Raw genomic sequence first — 24,332 nt, 5'->3', positions numbered from 1 at the left:
GAAGGCTACGGCGAAAAGGTTACAAAAAATTGGATTTATTTTTTTGGAGATAAAATTATAGTAGTTCTCCTTGCTCTTTTAACTGTTTAAAGATGATCTTATCCACGGCAGAGACACAATCTAGATCAGAATAACTCAACCATTCCATTCGTTCTATTTCTGCACTTGCTTTCAACTCCCCAGTATATTCAGCTCTATAGCAAGTCATTTTGACAAGGATCCCTTCAGGATGGCTGTCGGCATGTGCCTCAAATGTACCCATGTATCGGATGCTTTCTGGAATTAATTGGACTTGTAATTCTTCCGAAATCTCTCTTGTCAACGCTTCAATATCCGATTCACCATCCTCTCTTTTCCCTCCCGGAATGTAATATTTTTCCTTGCCGTATGATTTTGTCGAAAGGATTTTGCCATTCTTTATTTCGATCCAAGCTAGCTTATCGATCATCTTCATAAATTTTCAGGTTATTGTCCTAAATTAATGAAATATCAGATAACTAGTTTTGGATGACCGGTAAAATTTTCTTTTTGAAATTATCCTCAACTTCCTTTTCTAATAATATAGCACCACGACGATTGATATGCCTATCATCATAATATATCAAGGTGTCTTTGTAATAAGGAGCATCATTATATATGGATGCTTTTGAAATATCCCAGATGAGTACGTTTTTGTTAACTCGTGCGATGGAGTCTATGGTATGCAAGCTATGGGTATTCGGAGTTACTTTAAATTTATAGTCGCTATTTTTCACAAAGCCATGGTTTATCCTTACTGGATTTCGGTCTACAATAGGATAGGAGTTGATTAAAACTAACTTTTGATTGGGTTTCAAGGCCTTTGCCAGGGAGTCTACAGCTTTCGTCACACTATGGTATTCATCAAATGAATCTGCAGAAATGATGATGACCTCGCTGGAGGCAATGAGCTCTTTAGTATGCGGAACAAGAGCCCTAGAAAGATTGTAAAACAACATTTCTCGCTCTGGAATTTCCCTCTTGTCGATTCCTTCCAAAGCAGGAAAGCTATCGGAAGTCAAAGTATTGATGGAAAAATGAAATTTCTCGCCAAGGATATTGAATAAAGGTTTGATGGAATTAGCATGGCTGTTGCCCAGCAAAAGCACATGGGGCCTCTTGTCTTTTCGATCGCCTAAGGTATCGACATGGTCCACATTATGCGATCCGGTTGCAAAGGATGCCTGGGTAAACTCATAGGGTGTTTCAAACTTTTTGGAAAGCCAATGTAAACTATAGGTAGCAATTCCAAATGGGACAACAATACAGGCAAATTTAATCAGGAATTTCTTTGTGCTTCCTTGGCGTATAGAATTTTCGATAAAGGTATAGGATAACCAACTCAACACAAAAGTTAATATGCTGATGGTTAAAATTTCTTTCCAGTCAAATTGGTGACCTTCAAAAACACCTTCTCTATAACGTTGGAATGCCATCAAAGGCCAATGCCAAAGATATAAGGAGTAAGATAGCGTACCTATATAGACCAGGGGTTTTGAGGCTAAAAGCCGGGTGATAAAATTGTCATTTGATATAAGGATCAAGCCAATCCCTAAGCATGGCGGAAATGAATTGATTCCTGGAAAAGCTGAATTCTCATCTAAACTCATTAAGCCATAGATCAATAATGAAACTCCAGAAAGGGCTAGCGGGAGGCTGTACTTTTTGTTCTTTACCTGACCGTTACTTAGAACAACGCTCATGAAGGCACCAATCAAAAACTCTGGAATCCTAGCTAAAAGGCTATAGTAGGTTCCACTTTCTTGACCGAAAGCCATGAATCGATACTGGTAATATGCTAAGATGATGCTAATTATTCCGGCAAGGATATACGGTAGGTATTTCTTTTTAAAGAAAATTAAGATAAACGGCAGGAGGAAATAAAACTGCATTTCTATACCTAGGGACCAGGTGTGCAACAGTGGGTTTTCAGCCTGTTTTGCTCCAAAGTAGGAGTCCCCCGTGGCAAAAAAGAAATTCGAAACAAATAGACCTGCCGTGATCAATGAACGTCGTAAAAGCCCAAGGTCCATGGGTAAATAGATAAAGAAACCTAGTATAGAAATCACCATGAGCAGGAAATAATAGGCTGGGGCGATTCTTTTTAATCGACCTTCATAAAATTCCATGATGCTGAACTTGTTTTTCTCTTTCTTGTGAAGGATAATGGAAGTGATCAAATAACCGCTGATCACAAAGAAAATATCTACACCTAGAAATCCTGCGGGAAGCCAACTTGAGTTTAAATGAAATATAAAGACCAAAAGAAATGCAATGGCCCTTAACCCTTGAATATCATTCCTATAACCCATAAAATAAAATTTTATGAAGGTAGAATTTTGATGATTAACTCCATGTAATTGAAATTCTACAAATTGGATATTTTAGTATCGATATCAGTTAATTCTGTCATGGCTTAATTCTTGCAGCCTGTTAAATATGGAAAATCAAGATAAAAATGTTAATGGCAACGTGAATACTAATGTAGAGCCACCTACTCAAGAATATCTTCAACAATTGCAAGAACAAGCTCTCGCAGCGACGAAGGATGAAGATGCTACATTTGGCGAACAGATTATCCGCGAAGGTTTACAGACATGGCCACAGCTAATCGATGCGGAGTTGGGAAAATTCAAGGATAAGATTTCGAAAGGTTAATACTATCCCTTCGATTTTATATTTTATTCCGACCAATAAAACTGCCCTTTCCCAATAAAAAGGCAATAGCTTTGTCTGTATTTCGAATAATGCTGTTTTCAGTTTTGAGGGTAGCGATATATCGCACAATTTCTTTCCTTAAGCTAGGGCTTATGGCTTCAAAGACGGCTTTGGCATCTTTATTTTCTTCAAGTGCATGTTGTAGCTTAGGATGTATAGCAACATTTCGGTCTGAAAAATCCAACTTGATCTTGATTGTCAGTTCTTCTGCAATCCTTTTTGGAGAATCTTTCAGCATGCTGGTATTGATGTACAGTCTCCAATCTCCCTTGTATCTTAAAAGTGTTTGCGGATGGTATTTTGATCGGTTTACGGATACTTTCAGTGCTATATTCCCTTTTTCTCTGTTCAGGGTCCTGAATAGTTCATGGAGAATGGGCTCAGGAACAAATACAAAAGGATTGATACCAATGATATCAAGAGGTGCTTTAAAGGAATATGAACTTGCCTTACTCATTTTAGCTTTTTGCCTGATTGCATGAATCAATTTATAATATAAAAATGGCATTTTTTTATTTTATTTATTTCGTTTCTTTCATTCTTAACCAAACCCATATGCCAGAAAGCAGCGTAACTAGACCAGCTATATGCACTGCCCACATTAATCCAAAAATATTGCCTACAATACCGGCCATTAATGCTCCGATGGCATAGCCCATATCTCTCCAAAAGCGATATACCCCTAAAGATGATGCTCTCCAATTTGGATGCGCAGCATCGCTCACTGCTGCTAGTAGGGCCGGATAGACCATGGCTGTACCAATCCCTAAAAATACGGAGCCTACGATTCCAGAGGTCAGTGGTTCTAGGAACTCCATGCCGATTACGATATGGCCAAGGACTTGAACAAACATCCCCCAGACGATCAGTGGTTTGCGGCCCCATTTATCTGCTAAAGGACCGGTGATGATTTGGCCAAGACCCCATACTACTGGGTAGATAGCCTTGATCCAACCTACACCCTCTAGCCCAACGCCCATAGACATGAAGAGTAAGGGGAAAACTCCCCAGGACATCCCATCATTCAAGTTGTTGATCAATCCCGCTTGCGAAACAGAGAATAAATTCTTGTTCCGAAATGAGGTCTCCTTAAATACCCATCCAAGAGTTGGTTTAGGAGTCTTTTCACTAGAAAACCGAGTGGGGATGGCTTGCGCTTCTAATTGAGTAAATTTCCTCGTGTCGCGTATGACGAATATGGAAAGTAGCATTCCGATTATGGTGTAAGCAATTCCGATATAGAATGGTTGAGGTCTAAGTCCATATTCTGATGCTATGTAACCTGTCAATAGTGCGGTCAATCCTACAGCTCCATATCCAGCAGCCTCATTCAAGCCCATGGCCAGACCTCGACTTTTCTTGCCCACAAGATCGATTTTCATGTTGACCGTCATGGACCAAGCCAAACCTTGGCTCATGCCCAATAAAACATTGGCAAACAAGATCCAGTTCCAGGAAGGTCCAAAAGCAAGCAAAAAAGGAACAGGTAATCCAATTATCCAGCCCCAGATCAATACCTGCTTACGGGTAAATCTATCCGCTAAAACGCCAGAAATTAGGTTGGTAAACGCTTTGACAACAGCAAAGGCAATAATAAAGGAGAACACCACAACATCCGATTGAATCTTAAAAACCGATGTCCCTACCAAGGGAACAACAGTTCGCTCTAGACCAACCATTCCACCAACCATCATATTCACCAAAATCAATAAGCTGAATTGTTGCCAGTTTTCTTTTAACCCTAACTTTATATTTCCCATTGATCTTTATCGTTGTCAAATCAAAAATGCTGAAATAAAAAGTAAAAGTTAGTTACTCTAGTTACAGAAAAATGGAGTCCGGTTATTTTCTTGATGTCTGATGGTAAATGAAAATAATTCAAGAAAGGGAAGGAAGTTGAATAGTATAGCCTTTTATACCTGCGATTTAAGACAGGGAAAAATTGAAACAAAAAAGAATAGACCCAATTAATATTAGGTCTATCTTTAATCTTTTGTTGTGATCTTATTCGGATAGTGTTTGGAAAATTTAGCAACGTCATCGATCTCCTTTGACTCTCTTGATATTGATAAAGGGACTCTTCATGAGGTAAAGAAAGCTTTGTTTTTCTTCGCTGTCAAATTCAATTAGGCCATATTTCATCTTGTTGAGTGGAAGAGTCTTGAATGTGCCGAATATTCGGTCCCAAAGAATGAATATATCGGCAAAATTGCTGTCGGTATAAAATTGGTTTTGGTCATGATGTACGCGATGATGATCGGGCATGACGAATATCAATCCGAAAGATCTGTTGAGCCAATTTGGGAAGCGTAGGTTGGAATGTTCCATGAACAGGAAGATATAGAGAATAAAGTAATAAAGACCCAAAGCGATGACATCGGTGCCGAATACTGCAGCTGAAAGGATGTTTCCAGTTTCATAGACGAGGATCATTTCGAGCGGGTGAAAGCGGAAACTACTGGATGAATCCATGCTGGTGTCGCTATGGTGTACCCGGTGCAAGCGCCACAGTAGAGGGACTTTATGTGCAGCTCGGTGGATCCAATAGGTTGAAAAATCATAAAGCATGACGCTCAGGATCAGCTTTGTCCAGAAAGGAAGCTCTGCAAGGTAGAGAAGTCCTATTTTGTTTTCGTTTAGCCATTCTATGCAATAGACCTGAATGACTACGAAAAAGATATTCATCAAGGTCAATAGGAGTTGGAATAGAATGTTCTGGACAAGGTGTTCGCCTCTTTTTTTGAAAGCAAATGGGTTAGAACTGATCTGTTCTAACGTAAAAAAAAGGACAAGTAATCCGATTATTAAATAATTCGGATCGAGACTTAGAATTTTTTCTAATAATTCCATGACTATATTATTTAAGTAAATAGAATAAGGGATTGTTCTTCTCTAAAGGTTCAATGGTAACACGAGAATTTATTGGGATGGGCATTTACAGTTCCTGATAGATCCTAATAATCTACAGAAGGTTTCGTCAAAAGAGGGTGAAACGCAAAGTTAGTGGTGAAATGCAAGTAAGGATTGATAATTTTTCTTATCAATTTTAAGTAATATCTATTAAGAATAGATTAAGTTACAAAGAAAATGAATTGAAATTCAGTATTTTCTGAAAAAATAATGGATTGACTACAAATATTTATTTATTCCATTCAAAAGGTTGAATTTTAATCCATGGCAAAAAAATATTAGAGAAGTCTTCTTACTTTAGTCCCAACTAATTAGTAACACAGTCAATTATTAATTTATTTCTCGATGAATACTCCAGATACACACGGTACTTATGGCGCCTCATTGTTTGATATCAGGTGGAAACAGAAGCGGAAGGCAATTCTGGAAAGGGACAATAATAAGTGTGTCATCTGTCAGGATGTTCATCAATTGCAGGTCCATCACCGCCAATATCATTTCATCAATCGGCTCAACCAATTCAAGGAGCCTTGGGACTATCCAAGCAATCTACTGATCACACTTTGTGCGCTGTGCCATAAACGTGGGCACCGTAAATATAAAATACCAACCAAATACATTTAATCTAATGGGTCTATTTAATTTTTTTAAGAAAAAACAATCCGAAAGTTCACCTGAAGATGCTTTGCTCAATGGTCATCTGCCACCAATTCCGGAGGATATCTTCGTGGAAAAGGACATTAATCAAGATTGGACTTCTCCAGTAAGTTCATTCACAGGTATCAACACCATTTATGCCTACCTACAGTCCGATTTTGAGTCCAAAGGTTTCAATGATGCATTGACAAGTCCAGATGAAAAATATAAAGAAGATAATCTAAGGCTGATCAAGTTTGATCTAGAAATCATCATTTCAAAGGTCAAGACTTATCATGATTCCTTCCTGAAAGAACTGGAATTCCATATCAATTCCCGAAAAAGATCCGGTTTAGTGGATTTAGTAGAGGAGCTGAATTCCAAAAAGGAGGACCTCGAAAACCATATGCGAAAGGTGGGCGATATTGAAGAGTCGCTTAAGACCGACTCTGGCTTATTTGAAAGAGCGATCTTGGCCTATAAAAGAGGTTTTACCAAAGGATTGGCTTCCATAACCCAAAGAACCTTACTAGCTAAAGAGTTTTAACATGAAAAAGAATCCCTGGCTTAAGTTTGGATGTTTTTTGACGGGTTATAACTATTACCTAGTCCAACATTCCAGTGAGCAGAGCTCAAAGGCGGTAAAGAAATTCACCTCTGCAGTATTGTTGATCGTCCTGGTATGGATGTTCATTGCCTACTCATTTGCCGTTCGTTACTTGCATGTCGGTGTAGTGGGTGGAATTCTTGCATCCGTCATTGCTGCATTTGTTGTGATACAGATTGAAAGGATCATTATACTTTCTACAAAAGTCAATAAATGGTCCGTGACCTTTCGTGTTGGTCTTGCTTTGGTCATGGCCATACTGGGTTCATTTATCTTGGACCAAATTATCTTTAAGGATGATATTGAGCTGAAGAAAACCCAGGTCATGGAAGACCGCGTAAAAATCGCCATTAATAATTCGGAGAAAGACATTGATGAGCAGGTAAAAAGCATAGATGCGAGCATTGAACAATTGGAAGCTAGGCAAAAGGTAGTTTCTGATGACTTGCAGAAAAATCCAGTGATCGTAACTTCCTATACCAATACCTCTGTCACTCGGGACAATCAAGGAAACCGGATCAACAGTACGAATTCAACCAATAAAATGGTCAATGAAAACCCTAAGAAAAGGGAGTTGGAGCAGATCAATGAACAGATCAACCTGTTGAATGGTCAGAAATTCAAGACCCTTGGCTCCTTGGATTCCATCAAGGCCAATAAGGAAAAAGACCTGAGGAAATCCTCAGGGTTTATTGATGAACTGAATATTCTGCACGAGGTTATTACCAGTTCAAAAATTGGATTGATTGTCTATCTACTGTTCTTTTTCTTTTTTCTTTCAATCGAGCTTTTCGTAGTTACCATTAAGCTTACAGATAAGGCCTCAGATTATGATAAATTGATCCATCATCAGACTGAAGTACGCTTAAAGATGCTGGAGCGGCTAAATGGGTAGAAGGGTAGCTTATTGTTTTTGTATAGCCATAAAATGGTGAAACAAGTTTTTTAAGCGGCGCTTTTCATCCGTTAACTGGTCAATTTATATAATTTCGCCACCCAGGTTTTATTGTTTGTGATAAATCCTGGGCATATTTGTGTTCATTTGAATGATTTATGGAAGGGTTCCTATCTCAGGATAGCAGCTTCCATTATTTGAAGCTCACACTATGAAAAGACACAATTTTACATTTTATTCCCTGTTTATTCTGATCGGAACGGTCCTGTTCACTTTAAGTTCATGTAAAAAGGACAAAAAAGAGGACGGGGGTGATTCTCCTGAGAGTTATGATCCTGTTTATGATGGCATGAAGATTTATATGTTTGGCCATACCACAAAAGAAGGGGATGCATTAGGTTCAAGACCGGCATATTGGTATAACGGAAAAATCAGTTATTTAGAAGGAGCTGAGAATGGCGGAGTTGTGCTGAGTGCCTATCTAAAAGGAACGGATTTATATGCTGTTGGGTATGAAGGGAGGGTTGGAGATGATGTTAGCTCTCGGATACCGATGTATTGGTTGAATGGGAAGAAGAATGTCATTGAGCAAAATACCTTTTCTGCAGGCAACCAAATATTTGTATCGGATGCCAAGGATGTTTATGTCAAAAGGACTTGGTACCAAAATGGGAAGGTACATTCCATCGATATCCTGAAAAATGGAAAGCTTTATGATCTGGAAAAGAAAGATGGTAAAAAACCAATTATTGAAAAGGTTACTGGTATAAATAATGATGTATATGTCATTCAAAGAAGTAGTATATCCCTCGTTTGGAAAAATGGTAAGATCTATACAGAACGGAAATCTCCTGAAATGATTTCAGATATCGGTTTTAATCAGCAGGATATATATTTGTTTACCACTATAATATCTAACAGAGGGACCGATTTGCCATCCTTATTAATTTATAAAAACAATAAGGTCTTTCAGTCCATCAAATTAAAATCAGATAGGGAGATAGGAAGCATCAGCGGTGTCAAGTTCTTTGTCGAAGGAGCGAACACCTATATCGCTGCAAGTTTTAGGTTAGATGATCAAGGTGAGATAGTGGTTTGGAAAAATGGGAAAATCCATCAAGAAATCAAACAGAATAAAATTATCGATGATTTATATGTGAAGAATGACCGAGTGTTTATAGGAGCCTATTCCCCAGAATCAGGGAATCATTTTGATACGTACTGGATGGATGGGAAGGAATTGCCCATCGATGGCGGTTGGAATAATGAAATTAGTGTAACGAAGATTGTGGTAGAAGCAACTAATTAAATCAATCTCAAAAGATGTTTTAATGCGCTGTATTCATTTCTGGTAAAAATGAAGTTTTGCTAGAATTTTCTGAATGCCAATATTTTCTTATTAAAAATAAAAAGTTTATAAAGTTCGCTTAGGTGAACTTTTTTGTTTTCAAATATCAGCTGTACAGGTGAACGGTTTATTCAATAATCAACCAGTAAAAATTGAAAACCATCAATGCAAATTATCCTTTCAGTCTTAAGTGTATGGAGATTGTGAATAGTCAAAGTCATATCCCAATATTCCTCGTTCGATACCATAAACGTCCGTATTAATTAAAAAAGTTATTAAATGTGTGCTATATGAAATAGGGATCAAAAGGTTTTGCTATGATTTTATTAAAAATTTCAATAAAACACTTGTAAGTTTATTTATAATTAATATATTAGTTTCATAATAAAATACAGTTCCAGCATTGTTATGTGTTGATAATGTTGATACTATACCCTACCAAACCAATGACCAATAAAACTAAAATGATCCGAGGATCACTCTGTATGCTTATGTTTTGCCTTTTGCTAAATCCGCTGAAGGGCCAGGAAGTCAAAATTCTTGAAGGTTCAAAGCCTGGAAGTTTTAATGTCCGCAGTAACATGCTGGGCTGGCTATTTCTTGTTCCCAATCTGGGGGTGGAATATCGTGCTGCTGATCGAATTGGCCTTTTGGCCGATGGGGGACTGTCGCATTGGAACTTCAAGCGGAATGGCAATGACCATTACTGGCGTAACTGGTATGCCGCTCCTCAACTGCGCTATTACACAAATGATTCGCGGGATGCCTACATAGGCCTGAAAGGTACCGTCGGCGACTATAACATCTCCAATGAACAAGGCCGCTTTATGGGCGGGGGATTTACTTTCGGAAAGCAGTATTCTGCTGGGAAAAAGCTTATGATCGATATCGGGCTTACCCTTGGTTTCCTTCAATTTAGCAAAGTGGAAAAGATGCGCCATGTAAATGGAGAGCACTACCGTACAGCAACCATTCCTGACAGGACTTACTGGGGACCAACGGGAATCAGCATTAGCTTTTCTAGACGGACCAATTAAACCTTAAATGAAATGGAGAAAAATTATCAAAAAACACGAAAAAGACCTGGCGTAGTTTGTTGCCTATATATCACTATCCTAGTCAGCTTTCTGTTTCCTTCCTGTAGTAGGCTAGAACTGACCGAACAGGGGCATTACCTGTTGCAGACGGACTGGGAAAAACGAACAGAGGGAATTTCAATCCCTAACAGTTACCAAGTCATTCTTGATGGAAAAGTACATTCCTTTGGCCAAGGTCAGGCTGATTTGCCGGAACTGTTTCCTGGTAACTATCCCTATCTAGCTTATAACCTTGCTTCCGGATTTGACATTGAATCTGGCATTGCCAAACAGCATATTGAAAACGGACAATTGATCCCAATGCCTGAATGGCTTTTTTCTGCGACTGGCGAACTTCAATATGCAAATGAAAGCAACGTGGAAGCCACTGCAGTAATGCAACAACAAGTCCGTCAATTGACCATTATCCTCGAACCAGAGGGAGGGAGAGCTTCCAACATCAATTCGATCCAAGCTCAATTATCGGGGATCGCTTCTGCTTGGGACCTACAGGGCAATGTGCCCTTAGGGAGTCCGAGTAGCGTACCATTAGACTTCAAGAAGCAGGCAGACGGCACATGGAAGGCTGTAATCCGCATTCTTGGCGTGCAAGGTGGGGAACAGATGATTTCTGGATCCTTGAGTTTTGACCAAGGGGTACCTGAAGTCGTAGCCATGGAGTCGGACATGACTGAGCTTCTCGCAGATGCAAACACGGACAAACATATCCCAATGGAGCTCAAGGCAAAGGTAGAAACCCAAACAGCTGCAGGATTTAAAGTTAGTATCAAGGACTGGGTCAAGCAAAACGCTTCGGGTCAGGCTTGGTAGCCGTATAAAATCAAATCGTGTTAAAGCCACGATTTTAAGTAGGTATTCCTAATAAAACAAATGAAAGTAATGAAAAGAAGAACAATATACTTCCAACCTATGAAAATCATCATGTTTTCCATGGTTCTGCTAATTTTTGGTTGTAGCAAGGTAAAGGATGGACCAACAGCACAGGGAGAGAAGATCAATTTTAAGGTTAAAATCAATAACGGAAAGGAAAAGAAAGCCACGGTACACCCAACATCCAGTGCTGATTTCACAACTACCTTTAAAGTAGGTGATGAGATTGGGGTGTTTGGTGCTGCTCAAGGAACAAATTTGGTTGCTTCAGGCAATCCGATCCACAACGCGAAACTCACCTACAATGGTACGGGGTGGGATGGAGACATAGAGTGGCCAAATGGAGCCGCTAATTATGATTTTTATGCATATTACCCATATCAACCTGATCCATCAGTAGAAAATCCTATAGATCCATTGCAAATACATTTTTATCCAAGCTCCATGAATGAAGGATTGAATGGGTTTGCAAAATCAGACTTGATGTCAGGTGCAGTAGGGAGTGTGGTAAAAGGGGGGGATGTTGAATTAGTTCTTACCCATAGGTTGGCTATGCTGCAGATAGAAGTATCTAAGGGAGCGGGGGCAGGAACGGGACCAGATCAAAGTTTGGAGGTTTCAGTGACCTCTAATATAGGAATGGCAATGTTGAATTTATATAATCATAGTTTATTGAATATCAATGGAAATATTTCCTATTACCTATATAGGGTAGAGCAACCTTCGTCCCCAGATTATTTAACCAAATTTACCTATCGTGCTTATTTGCCAGTTCATAACCTGCCAAATTCAAAAGAAATAATAACATTAACGAGTACCGTCGGTACAAAAAAATATTTACTTCCAAAGGTTGTTCAACTCATGGCTGGGGAAGCAAAGATAATAAAACTCGATTTTTTGATTGAGTAATGAATAATACAAACACAATAGAAAAAGATAATTATTAACAGAACTGAAAAAATCAAAACAATAAAAAATGAAAACCCAATTATTAACCAGCATGGCTCTTGTGGCATTAATGTTCAGCTCGTGTAGTAAGGTCGATAACCTTAAGGAAGAAACCTCTGACCAAGTAAGATTTACTGCAGGAATGAAGAAAGCGACTATAAACAATGGAATAACCAGTTCCTGGCAGACGGGAGATCAGATAGGGATATTTATGCTAAATACAGGTACTGCAGATGTTTATGGTGGTATGACAAATAAGTTATATGTGACAAGTGACGGAATTGCTTTTGCTCCTCAACCAGGCCATGAAATCTACTACCCGGTATCTGATAGCAAGGTGGATTTTATTGCTTATTATCCGTACAGACCAAGTATAACAGCATTAGGAGATAATTATGAAATTGATCTTTCCACACAGACTGATCTTGCTCAAAATGATTTGCTTTGGGTAAAAGTGAACAATGGCAACAATGGTTACAATAAAAGTACAGCCGGACAGGTTCCTCTGGAATTTGAACATAAGCTGTCCAAGATAGCTATTGTTCCAAATGCTTCAACGGGTATGGACGATGCCAGTTTGGATTGGGCTAATATGACAGTACAGGTTACTGGTATGAACACAGCGGCCGATTTTGACCTGTCGACCGGTACACTAAGCAATCCAAGCGCAGCACTTGCGGTGGCGCCTTTTGCAAAGACAGCAGGAGCGCTATATGAAGCCATCGTGCTTCCAGCAACCTTTGCTGCAGCAGGTGATCTGCAAATCAGTTTCACGGTTGGTACAGATGTATTTGTATGGAAAGCGGCAGCTGGTGAGCAATTTGAGGCTGGAAAACAGTATACCATTAGCCTTGATATTGAAAAAACGGGTGTGAACCTGAGTGGTATAACCATCACAGATTGGGCAACAGAAAGTAGAACAGGTATAGCAAATTAATGTATAGGTACAGGGGAAATTAACCTGTCCTGAACAATATGATGTTCTTTCTTGCATAAATTGATCTGAACATCAGTTTTTCGCAAGCCCCAACATTGGGGCTTGTGATAGCTTGCCGAGATGTAAGCCTGTGGCAATTACATATGATATAAACAGAACATTCAATTAAGGAAAAAATATAATTCTATAGTAGATGAAAATCCAATTAATAACCTCTATCGCACATGTGGGGATCCTGATCAGTTCTTGTAGCAAGGTAGACAACCTGAAGGAAGAAACCTCGCAGGTGGTCAACTTCAACGCCGGAATGAAAAAGGCAACCGCCAACAATGGGATCACAACGACTTGGAGCACCAATGATCAAATAGGGATATTTATGGTCAACAATGGTACTACGGATATCTATAATGCCATGAGCAACCGATTATACCAAACTGCAGACGGGAGCAACTTCAACGCCGCAACAGGACAGGAGATTTATTTTCCAGTATCTGGAAGTAAAGTTGACTTTATTGCCTATTATCCTTATCGAACAGGGATAACCAATCTTGGTAATTTCGCTATAGACCTTACTTCCCAGACTGATCTTGCGCCTAATGATTTATTATGGACAAAAGTTGATAATGCAGGTATTGGTTATGATAAAGCTTCTGCAACGATGGTTCCACTTGAATTTGAACATAAACTGGCAAAGCTGGTCATCCTGACATCGGCAGGTAGCGGAATGGATGATAGCAGCCAGGAATGGGAAGAAATGGAGGTGTCGATGTCTGGCATGAATACTTTGGCTGACTTTAGTTTGGCCACTGGAGTGGTCAGCAATCAAAATACCCCTGCCACTATTGAGCCTTTTGGAAAAACCTTGGGTAGCCGTTATGAGGCGATCGTTCTTCCAAAAACATTTGCAGCTGCCGGAGACTTTTCGGTAAGTTTCAGTATTGGGCCTGATGTGTTTGTTTGGAAAGCCAATGCTGGTTTAGAATTTGAAGCTGGTAAGGAGTATACCATAGACCTTGATATTGCAAAAATTGGAATGGTACTCGGAAATGTGACGATTAGAGATTGGCAGCCTGAATCCTTGACAGGAACAGCCAACTAAAATAAAGATATTGACACCTCTGCAGTTTGCAGGGGTGTTTTTTTATGCTCCAAATTTCTAGACTTACTTCATGTTAAAATGCATTTATTTGAGGGAATGTAGATTCTTGTTTTATCTTTGTGTAAACTAATTGTAACCCTGAGGTATCTTATCTGTATATTTTTTGTGCTGTCTACTTTCTGCCTATCTGCGCAGACAGTTTATAAAACTCCATCAGGCAGTAAATACCATACTGCAACGTGCCGTTATGTCAAGAATGTTTCAAATGCGTTGAGTATTGCTGATGCCCAAAAAATGGGTCTTAGTGCCTGTTCGCAATGTAATCCTGTGCAAACAAAACCAAGTGGTTTAGTGGGGACAGCTCAAAGTGGGTTAGGGATAAAACCAGGAGAAGCGCAAGGGGCAGTTTCTAGGTCTGTACAATGTAAAGGTAAGACCAAAAAAGGCACACGTTGTAAGCATATGACAAGAAATGTCAATGGATATTGCCATCAACATGAGCCGAGGTAGGTTTTTTGTGTAATCTTAGTTCCGGATTGGGATGTAATAATGGATTACAGCACCGGATTTGAAGGATTTTGTTTCGCGAAGGTTCATGTCAATTCGTTTTTCAATTTTATCAAATAACATTAGTCCTGGGCCTGCAATAATGGGGTGAATGCATAGCTGAAACTCGTCGATAAGGTTTTGATTCAGCAATTGAATGATTAAACTCCTGCTGCAGATTAAGATGTCTTTCCCTTCTCCGTTTTTTAATTCTTTTATCTTTTCAGGCAATGGTTTTTCGGACAATTGCGCAGTATCCCAGCCGGTTGATAGTATGCTGTTGGAGAATACGATTTTTGGAACCTTGTCTATGGCTATTGCAAAATCATTGTGAGATTGTTGGTCGGAAGGGTTGCTAAGGAGGGTTTGCCAAAATTTCATCAGTTCGAAGGTAATTCTACCGTAAAGGAGAGCATCGGCACTTGATATGAGCTGACTGTAATGATCATGGATATCAGCATCGGGATTTGGAACGGTATGATCGCAATTACCATCGAGGGTCATGTTGAAGGCGGCTGTTATTTTTCTCATGGTTGTGGGAGTTTGATAAATCAAAGATAAGGTTGGGAGGAGGGAATTGGCTTGTCATAGGGCAAGAAATGTGGGGGGAAGAGGGGCTTTTCTTTAGCATGCATTGGGTTTTTATTTGGTACCAACAGGTTCACCTTTAGCATACATAGTATCCTCAATAGCATTCTAACATGAAACATCAAACGGTTATTCGAGGGAGTGTGGGATTGCCTTCGGCGATCCCTGGAGGGGGAGGCTAAAAGATAGTATCAAAACCTTCGCTCGTTACACTCGCTGGTTTTATTTTTCACATCAAATTGCTTCAAGCAAGCTTGGCAATTTGATGTGAAAAATAAAACCCTTCAATTAACATTGAAGGGTTTTGAGATATCTTTGCGGAGAGGGCGGGATTCGAACCCGCGGTACCGTTTCCAGTACGACAGTTTAGCAAACTGTTCCTTTCGGCCACTCAGGCACCTCTCCGGGTTTCGACAGTGCAAACATAACGCAAAATTTTCACTCTTCAAAGTCGATTTAGCGAAAAATACGCATTTTATGAGCTGCCTACAGCAACCTTTTGAATATCAATTTGTTTTTTTAATTATCTTTCTTCTTACTTAGATCGTAATCAATGCGAACATGGTAAATGCTCTTCAGCATGGCCTTGAAGATCTTGGCCGATTCTGTGATCTCACGCATCGTAATATCCGCATTCTGGAACTGTCTCTGCAATAATTTATGGTCTATGATCTTGTCCACCAAATTATTGATTGACTCTTCGGTTGGCTCCTTTAATGCCCTTGAAGCAGCCTCAACAGAGTCTGCCATCATTAAGACAGCGGTCTCCTTTGAAAATGGTACTGGACCAGGGTATTTAAAGATTGACTCGTCAATGACCTTGTCTGGATTCGCCTTTACCGCCATGTTGTAGAAGTAATCAACCTTAGTCGTTCCATGGTGCGTTCTGATAAAGTCGATTACCACCTCAGGCATCTGGTTCTTCCTAGCCATTTCAATGCCCTTCAACACGTGCGAGATAATGATCTGTGCACTTTGTTCAGGAGTCAACTCCTCGTGGGGGTTGTCATTGGTTTTCTGGTTTTCGATAAAGTACAGTGGATTGATCATTTTACCAATGTCATGGTATAAAGCTCCTGCACGGACCAGTAATGGGTTTCCACCAATCTTATAAATTGCGGCTTCAGCAAGGTTAGCAACCTGTAGCGAATGCTGGAAGGTACCTGGTGCCTTTAAGGAAAGCTCACGCAGTAACCTAGAGTTACTATTGGTCAATTCCATTAAGGTTAAGTCAGAAACGATTCCAAATAACTTCTCGAAAGCATAGATTAAAGGATAGGCGAGAAGGGTCAATCCTACACTCACTGTAAATGGAAGGATGTCCTGCCAGTAAATCGAAGAAAAAGATCCGTTACGGGTCAGAACCAATCCCATATAAGCTAGGATGTAGGTTCCTAAGATCAGCACACTGGATACCAGGAATTGCTCTCTCTTAACCAGTGTACGGATGCTGTAAATCGCAACCATACCGGCCGTGAACTGCAAGAAAACAAAATCAAAACTGTTAGGTACGAACAGTCCGGCAATCAGTACCATCAGGATATGGATGTTGAGAGCTATCCGTGTATCGAACAATAATCTGAAGATGATCGGTACACTACAATATGGAATGTAATAAAGACTTGGGATCTTGATCTTGATAGCCCAACTCAATACCCCTAACATCACCAAAATGACGATGAAGATAATGAACAGCAGACGGTTATTGTTGAAGATATCCCTTCTGAAGAAATAAAGGAATACCATCAATAGGGCCATGGCTAGCGAAATCAGGATAAAGTGTCCAAAAGTGACAAGGTTCTGTTCGCCACTGATCCTAGATTCGTCCTCGAATACCTTTCGTAGGGACTCTAATTTCTGATAAGTGTCGTTATTGATTATTTTCCCCTGTTCAGCAATCAGTTCGTCCTTTTGCACCATCCCTCGGGTGGTTGAGATATTGGCCAAGGCCGTTTGCTCAACTTTGTTGGTCTGGGACTCATTAAAGACGTAGTTGATGGTAATGTAGTTTTTCAGGACTTCAGACAGCCATTTCTTATGTTCGATCAGTTTGTTCTTTTCAAGTGCTCCAACGATATATTGATTTGCAGATTCGATCGTATAACAATCTACCGTATTCTTCTGCTGGGCGATATTGTCGTGGATAAGGACAAAGTTATACTCCAACGAAGTAGGGTCATTTCTGGAGGAGTCATTGCCTTTATTTTGATATCGATTATTGAGGGAAAGGACACCTCTTTCGTAGATGTAATTCAAGAGGGCGGTTCCTACTTCTCGATAGTCATTGAGGTTCCCTGTCTCGGCGGAATCTAATTGGCTGGATTGCCATTTTTCGTTGAGGTCGGTATTGAACTGATCGATCTGTTCCTTACTGGCCACATCGTTCAGGTTATAGATAGGTTGGACCGTATTCAGGATGTACTGTTTATCGCGCTCCATTTCTTCGGCAGTTTTGAGGACTGCGAAGTTGTAGGGGGAGGTCAGGTTTTCATGGTTCCAAGGTTTTCCTTTCTGGTATTCGTACCTAAATCTGGGTTGTTTGGGTAGGAATATACAGATCAGGACAATGGTTAAGACCACCATTCCATATTTCCACAAACTGGAGTTTTGCTGTAATTTATCCTTAGGGTAATTTATCTTTAATTTCGCCACAATCTAATTTTAGTAATCCTAACTAACAAATGTAATTATTTTACGGCAAACAGTTTGATTTTAGGCTAAGACAATCTGAAAACATTGTCCTTATTGTCGAGGAGTTTCTTTCCTTTTTGCTTTGGATTGTAAGTTGAATGTAGCAATTCTAGGGAAAACCTGTCTATTTTTCAATTAGAGGATAATACTTGTTATCTTTGCAAAAAATTTAAGACATGTCCACACAACAACACTTAATAGCACCTTCGGTATTGGCTGCAGATTTTGCAAACTTACAGCGTGACGTAGAGATGGTCAATGCGAGCGAAGCTGATTGGTTTCATATTGACATCATGGATGGGGTATTTGTCCCTAACATCTCCTTTGGATTCCCGGTAATGAGTGCCATTGCAAAGCATGCAAAAAAGCCTTTGGATGTACATTTGATGATCGTGGATCCAGACCGTTACTTGAAGGTTTGCAAGGATAATGGGGCAGAGGTTATAACAGTTCATTATGAAGCTTGCACACATTTACATCGCACATTAGCAGCGATTAAGGAGTTGGGATGTAAAGCAGGGGTTGCATTGAATCCGCATACACCGGTTTCCTTGTTGAAGGATGTGATCCAGGATATTGACCTAGTTTGTCTGATGTCTGTAAATCCCGGTTTCGGAGGACAGAAATTCATTGAGCGAACGTACAGTAAAATTAAAGAATTACGCGCTTTAGCGGCAGAGCAGAATACGGATGTTTTGATCGAGATTGACGGTGGTGTTGGGACTTCAAATGCAGGCAAGTTATTGGCAGCTGGAGCTGACGTTTTGGTGGCCGGTAGCTTTGTGTTCTCTTCCGAAAATCCAGTTCAAACAATACAGGAATTGAAGGCTGTAGACCCTTCAGTTCAATTGGTTTAACCCTTTTGTTTAGAATACTTCCAAATTAGCGAGAAGTGGCAGAAATGCGAATAAAACGCAGTTTTTTTTGTATTTTTGCGTAAACAGCTCATAGTATGAGCTTAATAGTGTAAAATTTAATAAATCATATTAAACTACAAATAATGGCTTTTGATATAGACATGATCAAAAAGGTTTATTCTCAATATGATGAGCGTGTAAAAGCTGCTCGCCAAGTTGTAAATAAACCATTGACTCTAGCTGAGAAAATTTTATATACGCATCTTTGGGATGGTAATGCCTCAGAGGCTTACGAGCGTGGCAAATCATACGTTGATTTCGCACCGGACCGTGTAGCGATGCAGGATGCAACTGCTCAGATGGCTTTATTGCAATTTATGCAAGCAGGCCGTCCGCAAGCAGCAGTTCCTTCAACTGTTCACTGTGACCACTTGATTCAAGCGCGTGATGGAGCAGCAGAGGATTTAAATCGTGCTAAAAATGAAAGCTCAGAAGTATTCAACTTCTTGAGTTCTGTATCGAACAAATACGGTATTGGTTTCTGGAAACCAGGTGCTGGTATTATCCACCAGGTAGTATTGGAGAACTATGCTTTCCCAGGTGGTATGATGATCGGTACTGACTCCCACACAGTAAATGCGGGTGGTTTAGGTATGGTTGCGATCGGTGTTGGTGGTGCAGATGCATGTGATGTGATGGCAGGATTACCATGGGAGCTGAAATTCCCTAAATTGATCGGTGTAAAATTAACAGGTAAACTTTCTGGTTGGGCGGCTCCAAAAGATGTAATCTTGAAAGTGGCTGGTATCTTAACTGTAAAAGGTGGTACTGGTGCTATCGTAGAATACTTTGGCGAAGGTGCTGAATCTCTATCTTGTACAGGTAAAGGTACAATCTGTAACATGGGTGCTGAAATCGGTGCAACGACATCAACCTTCGGTTATGATGCTTCTATGGAGCGTTACTTGCGTGCTACAGACCGTGCAGAAGTTGCTGATGCGGCGAATGCAATCAAAGAACATTTGACTGCTGACCCTGAAGTTTATGCAAACCCTGAGCAATACTTCGATCAATTGATCGAAATCAACTTATCGGAGTTGGAGCCTTCATTGAACGGACCTTTTACTCCAGATTTGTATACTCCAATTTCACGTATGCGTGAAGAAGCTGGTAAAAACGGCTGGCCTACTAAAGTAGAGTGGGGATTGATCGGTTCATGTACTAACTCTTCATACGAAGATTTATCACGTGCTGCTTCTATCGCTCGCCAAGCTGTTGAAAAAGGACTTGTAACCAAAGCTGAATTTGGTATCAACCCAGGATCAGAGCAAGTTCGTTTCACTGCTGACCGTGATGGATTATTGAAAACTTTCGAAGACCTTAATGCAACTATCTTTACCAATGCATGTGGACCATGTATCGGTATGTGGGATCGTGCTGGATCTGAGAAACAAGAGAAAAACACTATCGTTCACTCCTTCAACCGTAACTTTGCGAAACGTGCTGATGGTAACCCGAACACTTTTGCATTCGTAACATCTCCAGAAATGGTTGCTGCGATCGCTATCTCAGGTGATTTAGGTTTTAACCCGCTTACAGATACGTTGACCAATAAAAACGGTGAGCAAGTAAAATTAGATCCTCCTACAGGTGATGAATTACCAGAAAAAGGATTTGCTGTGGATGATCCAGGATACCAAGCTCCTGCAGCTGATGGATCAAGCGTTGTAGTGGATGTGAACCCTGATTCAGATCGTCTGCAATTATTAGAGCCATTTGCAGCATGGGAAGGTACTGACCTTAAAGGCTTGAAATTATTGATCAAAGCTAAAGGTAAATGTACTACTGACCACATCTCTATGGCTGGTCCTTGGTTGAAATACCGTGGTCACCTAGACAACATTTCTAACAACATGTTGATCGGTGCGGTTAACTTCTTCAACGATAAGACTGATAATGTGAAGAACCAATTGACTGGTGAATACGGTCCGGTTCCTGCAACACAACGTGATTACAAAGCGCACGGTATTGGTTCAATCGTCGTAGGTGATGAAAACTATGGTGAAGGTTCATCTCGTGAACACGCAGCTATGGAGCCTCGTCACTTAGGTGTTCGTGCAGTATTGGTAAAATCATTTGCCCGTATCCACGAAACTAACTTGAAAAAACAAGGTATGCTTGGTCTTACCTTCGCAAATAAAGATGATTACGATAAAATCAACGAAGACGATACTATCGATATCATCGGATTAACTGAATTTGCTCCAAACAAACCGCTTACATTGGTATTGCACCATGCTGACGGTACGTCTGAAGAGATCCTTGCAAACCACACGTACAACGAACAACAGATCGGTTGGTTCAAAGCTGGTGGTGCATTGAATATCATCCGTTCAAATCAGTAATAGTATTTAGTAGTTAGTATCTAGTATTTAGACTAGAGCTGCTGACTTCAGAAGGTGCCGTTCCATTGGGACGGCACCTTTTTTATGTTTAGGGATGTCGCATTCCGAACCTTCCAAACAAAAATAATCTCTATCTTTATTCACCTAATAAGCCAAACTAAGCATGAATACAAGTTTATTAAAAAGCATGGCCTTGGCCGCTGTGTTGTTATCTACTGGAACAATGGAAATAAAAGCTCAGAAAATACCTTATGAACTGGATGCCAAAAAGAATACGACGGTAACCTATCAAGAATTGCAGGATTATTATTCTGCCTTGCTCAAAGGCAGGAAGGATGTGAAAATGATTGATTATGGATTAACGGATGTTGGGAAGCCATTGCAATTGATCGTCCTATCTAAGGATGATGACTTTGATCCCAATAGCATTAAGGCAAAGGGAAAGGCAGTGATGTTGATCAACAATGGGATACATCCAGGGGAGCCAGAAGGGATTGATGCTTCCATGATGTTTATCAGGGATCTCCTTCAAGCAAATAAATTACCTGATAACTTGGTACTCTGCGTGATCCCTGTCTATAATATTGCGGGGATGCTAAACCGTGGAGAATCCAGGGTGAACCAAAATGGTCCAAATGAATACGGTTTTAGGGGCTCTAGGCAGCATTATGATCTCAACAGGGATTTTATTAAAGGTGATACCCGAAATTCTAGGCTCTTCCAAAAGATATATAGCACTTGGGATCCCGATGTTTTCTTTGATACCCATACCAGCAATGGAGCAGATTATCAATATGTAATGACCCTAATCGAAACCCATAAGGATAAACTGCATAAGGACTTGGCACCCTATATGAGATCAAAATTCACGGATGAGCTATACAGAAGAATGGAAAAGGAAGGTTTTCCGATGGTTCCTTATGTGAATTCTAAAGGCGAGACGCCAGAATCGGGACTCGTTTCCTTTCTTGAAAGCCCTAGGTATTCGACAGGATATGCCGCCCTGCACAACAGTATTGGCTACATGCCAGAAACGCATATGTGGAAGCCTTATCAGCAACGTGTAGAATCCACCTATGCCTTGATGAAGAATTTATTTGAAGTTTCCGTAAAGGAGTCCAAAGATCTGGTTGCCCTACGCAAAAACATAAAACAGCAAGTCGCTGCCCAAACCGATTTTCCAGTCAGCTGGACCTTGGATACTGAAAAAGTTGATCAAATTGAGTTCAGGGGTTTTGAGTCCGGGAAAAAGACCAGTGAAGTATCGGGGCAGGATAGGTTATATTATGACAGAAGCAAACCCTTCAGCAAGCAGGTTCCCTATTTCTCGAATTACAAGCCGTCCATCAGTATCAAAAAACCAAAAGCATATATCGTACCCCAAGCTTATGATAGGTTGATAGAACTGATGCAAACCAATGGTGTCAAGATGCATCAGTTGGCAGCAGACGAGGTAAAGGAAGTGGAGATGTATTATATCACTTCCTACAAAACACAGGGAGCTCCCTATGAAGGGCATTATCCCCATCATTCGGTGGAGCTGAGTCCGAAGATGATGCAGGTGCCATTTTATAAAGGCGATTGGATAATCGAAACCAATCAGGACATTAATCGTTATATAGTAGAAACATTGGAACCCCAGGCGATGGATTCTTTTTTCAACTGGAATTTCTTTGATGCCATCCTTTCGCAAAAAGAATACTTCTCGGCCTATATATTTGAGGACACGGCGGCCGAACTATTGAAGAATGATGTTGAATTAAAGGAAAGTTTTGAGGAAGCGAAAAAACAAGATCCGAAGCTGGCAGAAAGTGGAAGGGCACAATTGGAATGGATCTATAAACGTACGCATCATTATGAGCATAACTATATGCTGTATCCGGTAGGAAGGATACTGTAAGATGGTACGAAACCATATCAAGCTTCCAAGATATTCCTTGGAAGCTTTTTTTATGCTAGGACTTTTAATTTTCTGTTGACAAAAGGCTGTCATTCATCGCACTTAAATTTGATTATTCAATCATTTAAAAAGAAAATATTATGAGCACTACAGGAATTATTACGAAAGAGAACTTTTTGAACCATTGGCAAGGACATAGAGGCTTAACGAGAAAAACAATTGAGAAATTTCCAGAAAAGGAATTATTCGAATATAGCATAGGAGGGATGCGCCCTTTCAGTGATTTGGTGAAAGAATTATTGACTATTGGGTTGCCGGGTCTAGAAGGGATCGATAGCAATACCACAGAGGGTTTCAACCATGATGTTCCATTTAATACCAAAGAAGCCTTATTGGCAGAGTGGGATAGACAGACCCCATTGATTACTGAATATTACAATAAGATTCCAGTAGAAAGATTTCCAGAAGATTACAATCTATTTGGTCAATTTAATCAGCCTATCATTGACAACCTTCTGTATTTTGTGGATAACGAAATCCACCATAGAGGTCAAGGCTATGTTTACCTCAGGAGTTTAGGAATTGAACCTCCCATGTTCTGGGACAGATAGAAATAGGAAAGGCTGCTCATTTTACCGAGCAGCCTTTTGTATATATGTCGCATCCAATTATTTCTCTTCAAAAACTGAATTTACTTCAGTGATTTTCCAGCCTTCACTGTCCTGCACCATGGTTAGGTAATCAATGCGTTTGAAGTTGGAGAAGTTAAGCGTTACTTTAGCAAGGCTGTATTTGCCAGTTTTCTCCACGATTTGATAGTCGCTATCACAGTTGTAGGTGTTTCCCTTTTGGCTTTTGATCTGTTTGATGTAGTTAGCTCTTGATAGGGGTGCCTGATTGTATTCAGTATTGTACTTCAAACTGAAGTCCTTACCTAATAGGTTGTCTAGATGGTCTACATTACCTCTTACTGAAGTGTTGATATAGGCGTCAACAACATTTTCTACCACTGCGCTGTTTAATTTGTCTTTGTCTTTATCGATTGCAAATGCTGTGAACGATGAAGCGAATAATAGACCTGCGATTGCGAATGTTTTTACTAAATTTTTCATGACTTATTTTTTTAATGATTAATACCTGTTTTATTTTTTCTTGTTATTTCTTATTTGATACTTCAAAGGTATAGCAGAAATACAGGCCATAACAGGCAAAATAGGTCAATTCTGAAGCTTTCTCGGTGAGTGCTGGAGTTATTTCGGTGA

General features: G+C 40.0%; 23 protein-coding genes and 1 tRNA gene. 15 read left to right on the top strand and 9 right to left on the bottom strand.

What is annotated here, in order from left to right:
* Positions 1–55 precede the first annotated feature (55 nt).
* A complete protein-coding gene (locus NMK93_RS12925; RefSeq protein ID WP_254527734.1) occupies positions 56–454 on the bottom strand; it encodes an NUDIX domain-containing protein in 399 nt (132 codons plus the stop codon).
* A gap of 43 nt (positions 455–497) precedes the next feature.
* Positions 498–2,330: an acyltransferase family protein gene (locus NMK93_RS12920; RefSeq protein ID WP_254527733.1), complete on the bottom strand. Its 1,833-nt coding sequence runs from the start codon at positions 2,328–2,330 to the stop codon at positions 498–500.
* A 127-nt stretch (positions 2,331–2,457) separates the two neighbouring features.
* On the opposite strand from NMK93_RS12920, the gene NMK93_RS12915 reads away from it, so the two are divergent.
* Complete coding sequence (locus NMK93_RS12915) at positions 2,458–2,676, top strand: hypothetical protein (RefSeq protein WP_254527732.1); 219 nt, start codon at positions 2,458–2,460, stop codon at positions 2,674–2,676.
* A 16-nt stretch (positions 2,677–2,692) separates the two neighbouring features.
* Here the strand turns inward: NMK93_RS12915 and NMK93_RS12910 are convergent, their stop codons facing one another.
* From NMK93_RS12910 to NMK93_RS12900, 3 genes are all read right to left on the bottom strand, one after another.
* Complete coding sequence (locus NMK93_RS12910; RefSeq protein WP_254527730.1) at positions 2,693–3,193, bottom strand: YdeI/OmpD-associated family protein; 501 nt, start codon at positions 3,191–3,193, stop codon at positions 2,693–2,695.
* Positions 3,194–3,257: 64 nt separating this feature from the next.
* Positions 3,258–4,496, bottom strand: a complete 1,239-nt coding sequence (locus NMK93_RS12905) for an MFS transporter (protein WP_254527729.1) — start codon at positions 4,494–4,496, stop codon at positions 3,258–3,260.
* A gap of 277 nt (positions 4,497–4,773) precedes the next feature.
* A complete protein-coding gene (locus tag NMK93_RS12900) occupies positions 4,774–5,586 on the bottom strand; it encodes a sterol desaturase family protein (protein ID WP_185213838.1) in 813 nt (270 codons plus the stop codon).
* A 405-nt stretch (positions 5,587–5,991) separates the two neighbouring features.
* Here NMK93_RS12900 and NMK93_RS12895 point away from each other — a divergent pair, with 405 nt between their 5' ends.
* From NMK93_RS12895 to NMK93_RS12850, 10 genes are all read left to right on the top strand, one after another.
* On the top strand, positions 5,992–6,270 hold the full coding sequence (locus NMK93_RS12895; RefSeq protein ID WP_185213839.1) for an HNH endonuclease: 279 nt from the start codon (positions 5,992–5,994) through the stop codon (positions 6,268–6,270).
* Between the two features lie 4 nt (positions 6,271–6,274).
* Entirely contained in the window at positions 6,275–6,829 is a 555-nt protein-coding gene (locus tag NMK93_RS12890) for a hypothetical protein (protein ID WP_185213840.1), read from the top strand.
* A gap of 1 nt (position 6,830) precedes the next feature.
* On the top strand, positions 6,831–7,784 hold the full coding sequence (locus tag NMK93_RS12885) for a DUF4407 domain-containing protein (protein WP_185213841.1): 954 nt from the start codon (positions 6,831–6,833) through the stop codon (positions 7,782–7,784).
* A gap of 211 nt (positions 7,785–7,995) precedes the next feature.
* A complete protein-coding gene (locus NMK93_RS12880; protein ID WP_254527728.1) occupies positions 7,996–9,093 on the top strand; it encodes a hypothetical protein in 1,098 nt (365 codons plus the stop codon).
* Between the two features lie 458 nt (positions 9,094–9,551).
* On the top strand, positions 9,552–10,169 hold the full coding sequence (locus tag NMK93_RS12875; protein WP_254527727.1) for a DUF3575 domain-containing protein: 618 nt from the start codon (positions 9,552–9,554) through the stop codon (positions 10,167–10,169).
* A 12-nt stretch (positions 10,170–10,181) separates the two neighbouring features.
* Positions 10,182–11,039, top strand: a complete 858-nt coding sequence (locus NMK93_RS12870) for a FimB/Mfa2 family fimbrial subunit (RefSeq protein WP_254527726.1) — start codon at positions 10,182–10,184, stop codon at positions 11,037–11,039.
* A 69-nt stretch (positions 11,040–11,108) separates the two neighbouring features.
* The gene (locus NMK93_RS12865; protein WP_254527725.1) at positions 11,109–12,008 is read left to right on the top strand and encodes a fimbrillin family protein; all 900 of its coding nucleotides are present in this window, start codon (positions 11,109–11,111) and stop codon (positions 12,006–12,008) included.
* A 67-nt stretch (positions 12,009–12,075) separates the two neighbouring features.
* Positions 12,076–12,984 carry a fimbrillin family protein gene (locus NMK93_RS12860; protein ID WP_254527723.1) on the top strand — a complete coding sequence of 303 codons (909 nt, stop codon included), beginning with the start codon at positions 12,076–12,078 and terminating at the stop codon, positions 12,982–12,984.
* Positions 12,985–13,177: 193 nt separating this feature from the next.
* The gene (locus tag NMK93_RS12855) at positions 13,178–14,083 is read left to right on the top strand and encodes a fimbrillin family protein (protein ID WP_254527720.1); all 906 of its coding nucleotides are present in this window, start codon (positions 13,178–13,180) and stop codon (positions 14,081–14,083) included.
* Positions 14,084–14,200: 117 nt separating this feature from the next.
* Positions 14,201–14,593 carry a DUF5763 domain-containing protein gene (locus tag NMK93_RS12850; protein WP_254527718.1) on the top strand — a complete coding sequence of 131 codons (393 nt, stop codon included), beginning with the start codon at positions 14,201–14,203 and terminating at the stop codon, positions 14,591–14,593.
* A gap of 15 nt (positions 14,594–14,608) precedes the next feature.
* On the opposite strand, the gene NMK93_RS12845 is transcribed toward NMK93_RS12850, so the two are convergent.
* The 3 genes from NMK93_RS12845 to NMK93_RS12835 form a co-directional block, all read right to left on the bottom strand.
* Positions 14,609–15,160, bottom strand: a complete 552-nt coding sequence (locus tag NMK93_RS12845) for a dihydrofolate reductase family protein (RefSeq protein WP_254527716.1) — start codon at positions 15,158–15,160, stop codon at positions 14,609–14,611.
* A 375-nt stretch (positions 15,161–15,535) separates the two neighbouring features.
* Positions 15,536–15,622, bottom strand: a tRNA-Ser gene (locus NMK93_RS12840).
* A 114-nt stretch (positions 15,623–15,736) separates the two neighbouring features.
* Positions 15,737–17,869 carry an HD family phosphohydrolase gene (locus NMK93_RS12835; RefSeq protein WP_185213851.1) on the bottom strand — a complete coding sequence of 711 codons (2,133 nt, stop codon included), beginning with the start codon at positions 17,867–17,869 and terminating at the stop codon, positions 15,737–15,739.
* A gap of 215 nt (positions 17,870–18,084) precedes the next feature.
* Between NMK93_RS12835 and rpe the strand changes: the two genes are divergently transcribed.
* The 4 genes from rpe to NMK93_RS12815 all read left to right on the top strand — a co-directional run bounded on the left by rpe (position 18,085) and on the right by NMK93_RS12815 (position 23,681).
* The gene (rpe, locus tag NMK93_RS12830) at positions 18,085–18,765 is read left to right on the top strand and encodes a ribulose-phosphate 3-epimerase (protein WP_185213852.1); all 681 of its coding nucleotides are present in this window, start codon (positions 18,085–18,087) and stop codon (positions 18,763–18,765) included.
* A gap of 143 nt (positions 18,766–18,908) precedes the next feature.
* On the top strand, positions 18,909–21,170 hold the full coding sequence (locus tag NMK93_RS12825) for an aconitate hydratase (RefSeq protein ID WP_254527713.1): 2,262 nt from the start codon (positions 18,909–18,911) through the stop codon (positions 21,168–21,170).
* Positions 21,171–21,333: 163 nt separating this feature from the next.
* Entirely contained in the window at positions 21,334–23,070 is a 1,737-nt protein-coding gene (locus tag NMK93_RS12820) for a M14 family zinc carboxypeptidase (protein ID WP_254527711.1), read from the top strand.
* 140 nt (positions 23,071–23,210) lie between these two features.
* Positions 23,211–23,681, top strand: a complete 471-nt coding sequence (locus tag NMK93_RS12815) for a DinB family protein (protein WP_254527709.1) — start codon at positions 23,211–23,213, stop codon at positions 23,679–23,681.
* Between the two features lie 57 nt (positions 23,682–23,738).
* On the opposite strand, the gene NMK93_RS12810 is transcribed toward NMK93_RS12815, so the two are convergent.
* Entirely contained in the window at positions 23,739–24,182 is a 444-nt protein-coding gene (locus NMK93_RS12810) for a nuclear transport factor 2 family protein (RefSeq protein ID WP_254527707.1), read from the bottom strand.
* Positions 24,183–24,332: the final 150 nt, after the last annotated feature.

This window comes from Sphingobacterium sp. LZ7M1, from assembly GCF_024296865.1.
Taxonomy (GTDB): domain Bacteria; phylum Bacteroidota; class Bacteroidia; order Sphingobacteriales; family Sphingobacteriaceae; genus Sphingobacterium.
The sequence above is the reverse complement of the archived record's forward strand: the minus strand, read 5'-3'. Positions and strand labels throughout refer to the sequence as shown.